This is a genomic window from Pseudoalteromonas luteoviolacea NCIMB 1942 (genome assembly GCF_001625595.1).
Classification (GTDB): domain Bacteria; phylum Pseudomonadota; class Gammaproteobacteria; order Enterobacterales; family Alteromonadaceae; genus Pseudoalteromonas; species Pseudoalteromonas luteoviolacea_A.
In genome coordinates this window covers 1-8,318 of the sequence record NZ_AUXT01000035.1, presented here as the reverse complement: position 1 = coordinate 8,318, position 8,318 = coordinate 1, and the positions used below count along the sequence as shown (strand labels likewise).

General features: G+C 40.5%; 9 protein-coding genes, 1 pseudogene and 1 other annotated feature. Of the genes and pseudogenes, 7 read left to right on the top strand and 3 right to left on the bottom strand.

Features of this window, described 5'->3' with window-relative positions; genetic code table 11:
- Nucleotides 1–20: 20 nt before the first annotated feature.
- Together bfr (N482_RS03350) and bfr (N482_RS03345) are read right to left on the bottom strand one after the other, a co-directional pair.
- On the bottom strand, nt 21–485 hold the full coding sequence (gene bfr, locus N482_RS03350; RefSeq protein WP_063375739.1) for a bacterioferritin: 465 nt from the start codon (nt 483–485) through the stop codon (nt 21–23).
- Between the two features lie 12 nt (nt 486–497).
- Entirely contained in the window at nt 498–968 is a 471-nt protein-coding gene (bfr, locus tag N482_RS03345) for a bacterioferritin (RefSeq protein ID WP_063375738.1), read from the bottom strand.
- 280 nt (nt 969–1,248) lie between these two features.
- Between bfr (N482_RS03345) and N482_RS03340 the strand changes: the two genes are divergently transcribed.
- The 5 genes from N482_RS03340 (at nt 1,249) to N482_RS03320 (ending at nt 5,411) form a co-directional block, all read left to right on the top strand.
- Entirely contained in the window at nt 1,249–1,755 is a 507-nt protein-coding gene (locus N482_RS03340; RefSeq protein ID WP_063375737.1) for a hypothetical protein, read from the top strand.
- 18 nt (nt 1,756–1,773) lie between these two features.
- Nucleotides 1,774–2,388, top strand: a complete 615-nt coding sequence (locus tag N482_RS03335) for a superoxide dismutase (RefSeq protein ID WP_063375736.1) — start codon at nt 1,774–1,776, stop codon at nt 2,386–2,388.
- A gap of 210 nt (nt 2,389–2,598) precedes the next feature.
- A complete protein-coding gene (locus tag N482_RS03330) occupies nt 2,599–3,384 on the top strand; it encodes a transporter substrate-binding domain-containing protein (protein ID WP_063375735.1) in 786 nt (261 codons plus the stop codon).
- Nucleotides 3,385–3,449: 65 nt separating this feature from the next.
- Nucleotides 3,450–4,031: a thymidine kinase gene (locus N482_RS03325; RefSeq protein WP_063375734.1), complete on the top strand. Its 582-nt coding sequence runs from the start codon at nt 3,450–3,452 to the stop codon at nt 4,029–4,031.
- 51 nt (nt 4,032–4,082) lie between these two features.
- A complete protein-coding gene (locus tag N482_RS03320; RefSeq protein ID WP_063375733.1) occupies nt 4,083–5,411 on the top strand; it encodes an ATP-binding protein in 1,329 nt (442 codons plus the stop codon).
- A 36-nt stretch (nt 5,412–5,447) separates the two neighbouring features.
- Here the strand turns inward: N482_RS03320 and rlmF are convergent, their stop codons facing one another.
- Nucleotides 5,448–6,320 carry a 23S rRNA (adenine(1618)-N(6))-methyltransferase RlmF gene (gene rlmF / locus N482_RS03315; RefSeq protein ID WP_063375732.1) on the bottom strand — a complete coding sequence of 291 codons (873 nt, stop codon included), beginning with the start codon at nt 6,318–6,320 and terminating at the stop codon, nt 5,448–5,450.
- A 121-nt stretch (nt 6,321–6,441) separates the two neighbouring features.
- Between rlmF and N482_RS03310 the strand changes: the two genes are divergently transcribed.
- Nucleotides 6,442–7,386, top strand: coding sequence for an alpha/beta fold hydrolase (locus N482_RS03310; RefSeq protein ID WP_063375731.1), 945 nt, complete (start codon nt 6,442–6,444; stop codon nt 7,384–7,386).
- Nucleotides 7,387–7,390: 4 nt separating this feature from the next.
- Nucleotides 7,391–8,298 (top strand): annotated as a pseudogene (locus N482_RS25435) (IS3 family transposase); the annotation flags it as partial.
- Nucleotides 7,669–7,785, top strand: a sequence feature (AL1L pseudoknot). It overlaps the preceding pseudogene by 117 nt.
- Nucleotides 8,299–8,318 lie beyond the last annotated feature (20 nt).

Sequence of the window (8,318 nt, the reverse complement as noted above, 5' to 3'; positions counted from 1 at the left end):
CCTTTTTTATTATTTAATACTTACATCTGAGACTGTAGATAATTCTCTGTGCCGGTCGTCTTAAGCAGTTGCAGCTGTGTTTCAAGCCAATCAATTTGCTCTTCTTGTTCACTTTGAATGTTCTCTAGTGCTTCTCTGCTAATGTAGTCTTGTTTTTCTTCACACAGCGCGATTGCATGTTGAAGATCGACTAGAGACGCTTCTTCAAATTGCATATTTGCATTGATCATCTCTGGTACATTTTCGCCAATATTAAGCCTGCCCAAATCTTGTAAATTTGGTAGCCCTTCTAAGAACAGAATACGCTCAATTAGTCTATCAGCATTCTTCATTTTTTGAATCGAAACTTTGTAATCAGCTTTGTCTAATTTGGCAAACCCAAAGTCTTTGAACATGCGGGCATGCAAAAAGTATTGGTTGATACCAACTAGCTCGTTTGCGAGTACTTTGTTCAACGCTACAATTACTTCTCTTTCACCTTTCATCGAGTTTACTCCTTAACCTAGCTGAGATTGCAGATAGTTTTGAATGCCAATTTTATCAATGAGGCCAAGTTGTTGCTCAAGCCAATAAACGTGATCTTCTTCAGTGTCGAATAGCAGCTTTTCTAATACAGCGCGTGATTGATAGTCTTGCTCTTCTTCACAGGCTTTGATTGCATCTTTTACACAAGCCACAACTTCTAATTCAAGTTTGAGGTCATTTTCCATCATTGACTTTACATCATGACCAATAAGCAGGTCACGACGCTTGATCATATTTGGCACGCCTTCTAAAAACAGAATACGTTTGATTAACCAATCTGCGTGTGTTGTTTCTTCTTCCATTTCATGGTTAAGGCGTTCATACAACTTATTAAGCCCAAAGTCCTCATACATTCGAGAATGGATGAAATACTGGTCTATTGCTGCCAACTCGTTTGCCAGTAGCGCATTAAATGCATCAATGATCTTTTGTTTACCTTTCATAGGTCTTTCCTCAAACTCTGACTGATGCACCCATTTTATATATATAGATTTAAAAGTCAATAAAATCCTTATAAATCAATGGTTTATCAATTGATTATTATTCTCATTTTCGTTGCTATTTATGCTATTAGCTTACTTTTTTGCGATAGGGTCGCATATTTTCTTGACCAAACAAGTTAATAAATACAAATGATCTCAAAAATGCAAATAAAAACAATTTGCATTAAAGTGTTGGTTTTGTTTATAGTTGTCGAGTGTAAAGCAATCTAAGGGGAGCATAATGGCCCTAATTGAGCAAATTGAAACTTCAGTTGAAACTCCATTGGAGTATGCACTTGCGCCATGGCAATACGCTATAAAATCTGGAAACCAAGCTTTTCAACATGGCGAGTTTAACTCTGCAAGAGATCGATACCAGAGTGCTTTAAACCTCGCTGGTCATTTGCTAGAACGGTTTGTGAACAGTGAAGTTTGTGACGAACAGTTGGTTGCTATTGAGCATTGTTGTCCTGCATTAGTTGTGGCAGCACACAATTTAGCTGATTGCTTCATTGCCTTATCAAACCCAGAAAGAGCCTGCGAGCAATTAATAGAAGTGCATTGTGCAATGCTCAATTTAGTACAGCATGCTTCGGTAGAAATAGTTGAGATTGCTTGTCACCACTTACATAGAACAAGACAAGAATTGATTAACTTTGCTTCTTGTCATCCCCACCTTCCAGAGTTAATTGAGAAAGTCAATGCTGCAATGGAAGGTGGTTTTAACCGTCCACATATAGTCCACTAAAGTAAATGAGGAAAAACCATGGCTTTTACATTGCCACAGCTACCGTACGCGTATGATGCTTTGGAACCAAACATTGACACAAGAACAATGGAGATCCATCACACTTTGCACCATCAGACATACGTCAGCAAGGCGAATGCTGCTTTGGAAGGCACTGAGCATGCAAACCGCGATCTTGAAGAACTATTGAAAAACATTGAAAGTTTGCCAGAAAATTTGAAAGGCGCTGTCCGTGACCATGTCGGTGGTCACCATAATCACAGCTTGTTTTGGACCATTATGTCTTCAGATGGTGGTACATTACACGAAGGTCCACTTGCGATTGCGATTAATGAAACGTTTGGCAGTTTTGACAAGTTTAAAGAGTTATTTACTGCGGCTGCGGTAAGTCGTTTTGGTAGTGGTTGGGCTTGGCTTGTAGTTGACGCAAATGGCGCGTTGAAAGTAACGAGTTCACTAAACCAAGATAGCCCGTTAATGGATAACCAAACGCCTATTTTAGGTCTAGATGTGTGGGAGCATGCATACTACCTAAAATATCAAAATCGTCGTCCTGAGTACATTGCTGCATTTTACAATGTAATCAACTGGGTAGAAGTAGAAAAGCGCTATCAAGCTGCACTAGCCAGCTAACCAACAGTTTTAAGCGCTGTGTAATTTAAGGTTATGCAGTGCTTTTCCTCCATAGTAGCTTTACGTTAAACCCTTCCGATGCATCTGGCAAATATTAAACTGCTAACTAAAAAGAGACGTCACTATAACTGTGCGCTATAGTATAGGTTAGCTGTTGGCATTTAAGTTTTTGTAGTGAAATGCTAAATTTAATTTCTTGACGTGGATAGTATGCACTTTATCGCCACCTTTTGCTTTGTTGTATTTTCTTCGTTCGCTTCAGCCACTACTTTTATCACTGTATGCTACGAAGATAAGAACGCTCCGCCATTTTTTCTAGGAAGTGGTTTCGATGTACCTCAAGAACGGCCTGGTGCGACAATTGATATTTTAAAAAGCTTAGAGAAACAAGTTTCAACGGTTCGTTTCGTGTTTGTTCGTAAACCTTGGCAACGTTGTTTGAAGAACATTAAAGAAAATAAAGTAGATGCGGTGGTCGCATCTTATCGCTCAGAGCGAAGCGAGTTCCTGAGATTTCCGAAGAACCTAGATGGTAGCATAAACTTATCTCTTGCAATCAGTATGTTGGGAACATGCTTGGTTGGACAGCAAGGGTTAGCCATAGACGTTGCGAACAAAAATTTTCCCTTGAGTTTAGCGGTTCCTAGAGGGTACGCTGTTCTGAAGACACTGCAAGAAGACTTGTATCGGGTGATTTTAACAGACTCACAAGAAGATGCTTATCAACTAGTATTAAAGAGCCTTGTAGATAGCTCACTAGGGCTATGTAAAGTTTACGATGAACAAGTCGCAGGCTTTCCTCATAGCGACAAACTACAAGCTATATTTCCACCCATTGATATTAGTTACGGATATCTGGCGCTTTCCAAAGGTTTTATGGCGCAAAATCCATTGGTAGCGCAAACACTTTGGGACAAGTTAGGCAGCATGCAGCTGCATCAGTTCTACCTAGACTATGTAACCAACCCGACAAACCATAAGCAGCCAAGATACTGATTGTGGTCATATAAGCTATCTTTATGTAGACTATCGCGCATTGTTTTACACTCCATGAGTCTGCCATGGCACAACTTTACTTTTACTATTCAGCGATGAATGCTGGAAAATCTACGACCTTATTACAATCCGCATTTAATTATCGTGAACGGGGAATGACGCCATTTATTTTGACTGCTGCAATAGATAACCGTTCAGGGGTTGGTAAAGTGGCATCAAGAATCGGTTTAGAGGCTGATGCGCATACGTTCGAGCCAAAGTCCGATGTGTTTGAGTTAGTTAGTAAACATCACAGTGAGCAAAAGTTAGACTGTATCTTAGTGGACGAAAGCCAATTTTTGAGTAAAGAGCAAGTCTCTCAACTCACAGATGTTGTGGATAGCTTAGGTGTTCCAGTGCTATGTTATGGTCTGAGAACAGACTTTATGGGTGAGTTGTTTGAAGGGGCGCAATATCTTCTTGCTTGGGCTGATAAACTTATTGAGCTGAAAACTGTTTGTCATTGTGGCCGTAAAGCAAATCATGTTCTGCGCTTAGACGAACATGGGAATGCCATTTCAGGTGGAAACCAAGTCGAGATTGGCGGTAACGATAAATACGTTTCTGTATGTAGAAAACATTATAAATCAGAGCTTAATAAGTTGTAATTCTCCGGTTTTTTACCATGCTTAGGCTATCAGTCAAAATAATTGGTAGCCATGTCTAACTCTTCTTTCTCATTTCTAGCCAGCGAATCAGGGCATACCTTAGATAACCCCAAGAAAGCACCTTGGAAAATCCTTCTCGTTGATGATGAACCAGAAATACACCAAGTAACTAAAATGGCATTGTCTCGATTTACATACGACGATAGGGCACTAGAGTTTTATCATGCATATTCTAAGGCGCAAGCAATAGAGATGCTCCAAGAAATTGAGGGGATCAGCGTTATATTGCTTGATGTGATCATGGAATCTGATACGGCTGGCTTAGACTGTGTGAGGGAGGTACGGCACACGCTGAACAACAAAGATGTAAGAATAATCTTAAGAACTGGCCAACCTAGCACTATTCCTGAGCATGAAGTCATGCTCAAGTATGATATTAATGATTATAAAAATAAGGTTGATTTGACCAAATCTCGTTTGTATATCGTCATGACCAGCGCCCTGCGAGCTTTTGAAGATATTACGCGAAAGGCTTCACTTATTTCTGCATTAAAAGACTTGAATGATAACTTAGAGGAACGAGTCGTTGAAAGAACGTCTGAGTTGCAACTGGCAAACCTAGAGCTGATCCAAGCTAAACAACAAATAATCGCGCAGCAGCAATCTCTATTACAATCTGAGAAAATGGCTTCTGTTGGCCAACTAGCTGCTGGCGTAGCACATGAAATTAATAATCCATTGGGTGCGATAAAATGTAATTTTGACGTCCTGAGTGATTATATAAGAAACTTTAAAGTAAGCTTAGCTCGACTAGACACCAGTGATGTTGATTTAGATGTGGCGGAAATCACAGAGATATTGGACGACACCCGAGTGGATTTGAGTCGAATTGAAAAAATAGTCAATGCGCTGTCTATTTTTAACGGCTTATCAGGTGAGAAAAGTACCGAAATTGACCTCGAAAAGGTAATTGAACAATATACAGCAGGCTTAAAGTTACCTCTATCGGTTAATTTTGTGCTCGAAAAAGGTGCTTGCTGGGAGGTATCATGTTGTCCGGGCCAAATAGTACAAATAGTCGGTATTTTGCACAAGAATGCGGTGGAGGCAGGGTCAGATGTTAATGAAATTGAGCTTGAAGTTACTTCTTCTCAGCGTAACATTCGGCTGTTAGTAAAGGATAAAGGGGAGGGAATTGAGATATCCAATCTCCATCGTATTTTCGACCCATTTTACACAACCAAACCGATTGGTCAGAACTTAGGTTTAGGGCTCACTATCGCACTTGTATTGACTAAGCATCATAATGGAGAGATTAAAGTAGAGTCTAATGTAGGCTTGGGAAGCTCATTTGAGGTTTGTATTCCAAAAGGAATCTAGAGCAAACACACTGCTTGCTCTATTAATAGTTCGATTTTAATATTGCCAAGCTAGGAAGCGACTTTGTTTGTTTCCTTGCAGCATTTTTACCGTTTTAAAATCTTTTACTTTGTATTGTTTCAGCGCTTTTGTTAGCAGGTGGATGTTTTCTTTCTTGGAAATTAAACACGTGAACCAACCAACCTGCTCTTTGAAAGAAGCGCTCTCCGAAATCATATTTTTGACAAAACCAAGTTCACCGCCCTGACACCAAAGTTCTGGCGCATGCCCTCCAAAGTTCAAAGCATTTTTACCTTTTACTTTCTCTAGACCAAGGTTTTTCCACTTTCTTTGCGTGCCTTTTTGAGCTTCCTCTTCACTTGCATGAAACGGAGGGTTACACATTGTAATATCAAAATAGTCAGATTTACCGATGATATTGGAAAATATCGCATTAGACTGTTTTTGATGCTTTACTTTGATATCTAGTCTATTTGCCATTGAAATATTCTTAGCAACTTTAATTGCAACTTCATTTATATCTGACCCAACAAATCGCCACTTGTATAGTGACTGCCCTAATATTGGGTAGATTAAATTCGCGCCAGTACCTATATCTAGGCAACGAACTGATTTACCTGTTGGGATCTGGCCACAATTATCACTCGCTAAAAGATCGGCCAGTGCATGTATATAATCAGCTCTTCCTGGCACGGGGGGACACAAAAACTGCTCTGGTAAGTCCCAAAACTTAATGCCATAGTGTGCTAACAGTAGTGCTTTGTTAAGTAAAAACACGGCAGATTTGTCTGCAAAATTCAATGTGTTTTCACCATTCTCTTTTTCAATTAAGTGTTTTTTTAGTTCGGGTACATGCGTTATCAGCAGAGGAAAGTCGTAGCCGGATAGATGTTTGTTTCTAGGGTGCATATATAAAAGTTGGCGCGAAATAATGGTGATTATTATACCTTAAATTACGCGACACAACTATGAGGTTTACTTTCTGCCAGCTTAACTGGTACGATGAGTTTAAAAATAATTTTGAACAGTAATGATCATACAAGAATCTTTATCGGTTCCTTTGACTGAAGGAACTTCTTTGCACTTACGACACGTTTATCATGAGCAAAAGGCGGGTCCGATCGTTTTGTTTTTGCATGGTGCAATTGAAAATGGCAAGATTTTTTATACTGAAAGTAACAAAGGCCTTGCGCCATATATGGCGTTAAATGGGTTTAGATGCTTTGTGTTAGACTTGCGGGGGAGAGGAGGAAGTCTACCCGTTATAGAGGCTGGGCATGAATATGGACAAACAGAATCCATTCTAGAGGATGTGCCAGCGGCGCTTGCGTTTATAAAGCATTATACAAGCAAAAAACCACAGTTTTGGGTTGCTCATTCTTGGGGAGGAGTGATCATGAACAGTGTTTTCGCACGCTTTCCCGACGAGATTGAAAATGTTGATGCATGTGTTTATTTCGGTTCAAAGCGGAGTCTCTACAATAACCACCCAGAAAAACTGCTTAAAGCGAATTTCTTATGGTACTGGTTAGCACACCATTACGCAAAGAAGCATGGGTATTTACCTGCACGAGAGCTAAAGTGGGGATCTGACAACGAAACTGTTAAATCTCATTGGCAAAGTGCTCAATGGGCAAAAAAACTACCATGGGTAGATAGTGATGATAATTTCGACTATGCGAAAGCGCTAGAATCGAGAGTGCTACCACCAACGCTTCATATTGCTGGCGTTAAAGACAAAGCACTTGCTCAGCCGATAGACATTAAAATGTTTATGAAGGAGTCGGGTATTGGAGTTCAATCGCTGAATATTTATGGTAAACGATATGGGCATGCACATAACTATGGACATATAGACATGCTAACACACCCAAAGGCGCAAGGAGAGCAATTCAAAGACTTATTGAAATGGTTTGAATTACATAGAAGTGAATCGCACCGAGTTTGCCAGAGGCTCATTAACTTGAGAAACTGAAACTATGAAAAAATCAAATCGCTATACATCAGAATTTCGTGAACGTGCAGTTAGGCTTGTTACTACTCAACAGCATGAGTACCCCTCACTTTGGGCTGCGCTAGTATCGATTTCCGATAAACTGGGTTGTACACCTGAAACACTTAGAGCATGGGTAAAGAAGTCTCAAGCTCAGCCACATAAATCACCTTCAAACTCTCAATCAGCCGAAGAGCGACTCGCAGCATTAGAGCGCGAGAATAAAGAGCTGAAACGAACCAATGATATCTTGAGGCAAGCTGCCGCTTTTTTCGCCCAAGCGGAGCTCGACCGCAAACAGAAGTAAGCGTGGCTTTTATTGATGCTTACCGTAAGCATTACAGTGTCGAGTCAATATGCAAGGAGTTGCCGATTGCACCCTCCACGTATTATGCCCATAAACAGCTACAGAGGCAGCCTGAGCGCCTATCTAATCGCAAAAAGCGAGACGCTGAGCTGATGATACTCATTCGCCAAATATGGGTAGATAATATGTCGGTTTATGGCGCAAGAAAAATATGGAAACAACTCCTACTTGACGGCCATCAAGTAGCTCGTTGCACTGTTGAGCGATTAATGCGAATTATGGGTATTCAAGGCGTTCGTCGTGGTAAGGCTTGTAAAACAACGATACCAGGTGAACAACAAGATACACCGCTGGATTTAGTTAACCGTCAATTTATCGCTGAGCAGCCTAATCAGCTTTGGGTTGCTGATATCACTTACGTCGCTACATGGAGTGGATTTGTTTACGTGGCCTTCGTAATAGACGTATTTTCTCGATACATTGTGGGCTGGCGCGTATCAACAACGATGCACACAGAGCTTATTCTTGACGCGTTAGAACAAGCAATTTGGCACCGTGGTAAAACAGAAGGGTTGATCCATCACAGCGTAAGCGTATAGCAAAGTGC

Bases quoted from the DNA above. Each gene is read 5' to 3' on its own strand.
- N482_RS03335 (WP_063375736.1), top strand. From the start codon at position 1,774: ATGGCTTTTACATTGCCACAGCTACCGTACGCGTATGATGCTTTGGAA.
- N482_RS03310 (WP_063375731.1), top strand. From the start codon at position 6,442: ATGATCATACAAGAATCTTTATCGGTTCCTTTGACTGAAGGAACTTCT.
- rlmF (WP_063375732.1), bottom strand. From the start codon at position 6,320: ATGCACCCTAGAAACAAACATCTATCCGGCTACGACTTTCCTCTGCTG.
- N482_RS03320 (WP_063375733.1), top strand. From the start codon at position 4,083: ATGTCTAACTCTTCTTTCTCATTTCTAGCCAGCGAATCAGGGCATACC.
- N482_RS03340 (WP_063375737.1), top strand. From the start codon at position 1,249: ATGGCCCTAATTGAGCAAATTGAAACTTCAGTTGAAACTCCATTGGAG.
- bfr (WP_063375738.1), bottom strand. From the start codon at position 968: ATGAAAGGTAAACAAAAGATCATTGATGCATTTAATGCGCTACTGGCA.
- N482_RS03330 (WP_063375735.1), top strand. From the start codon at position 2,599: ATGCACTTTATCGCCACCTTTTGCTTTGTTGTATTTTCTTCGTTCGCT.
- N482_RS03325 (WP_063375734.1), top strand. From the start codon at position 3,450: ATGGCACAACTTTACTTTTACTATTCAGCGATGAATGCTGGAAAATCT.
- bfr (WP_063375739.1), bottom strand. From the start codon at position 485: ATGAAAGGTGAAAGAGAAGTAATTGTAGCGTTGAACAAAGTACTCGCA.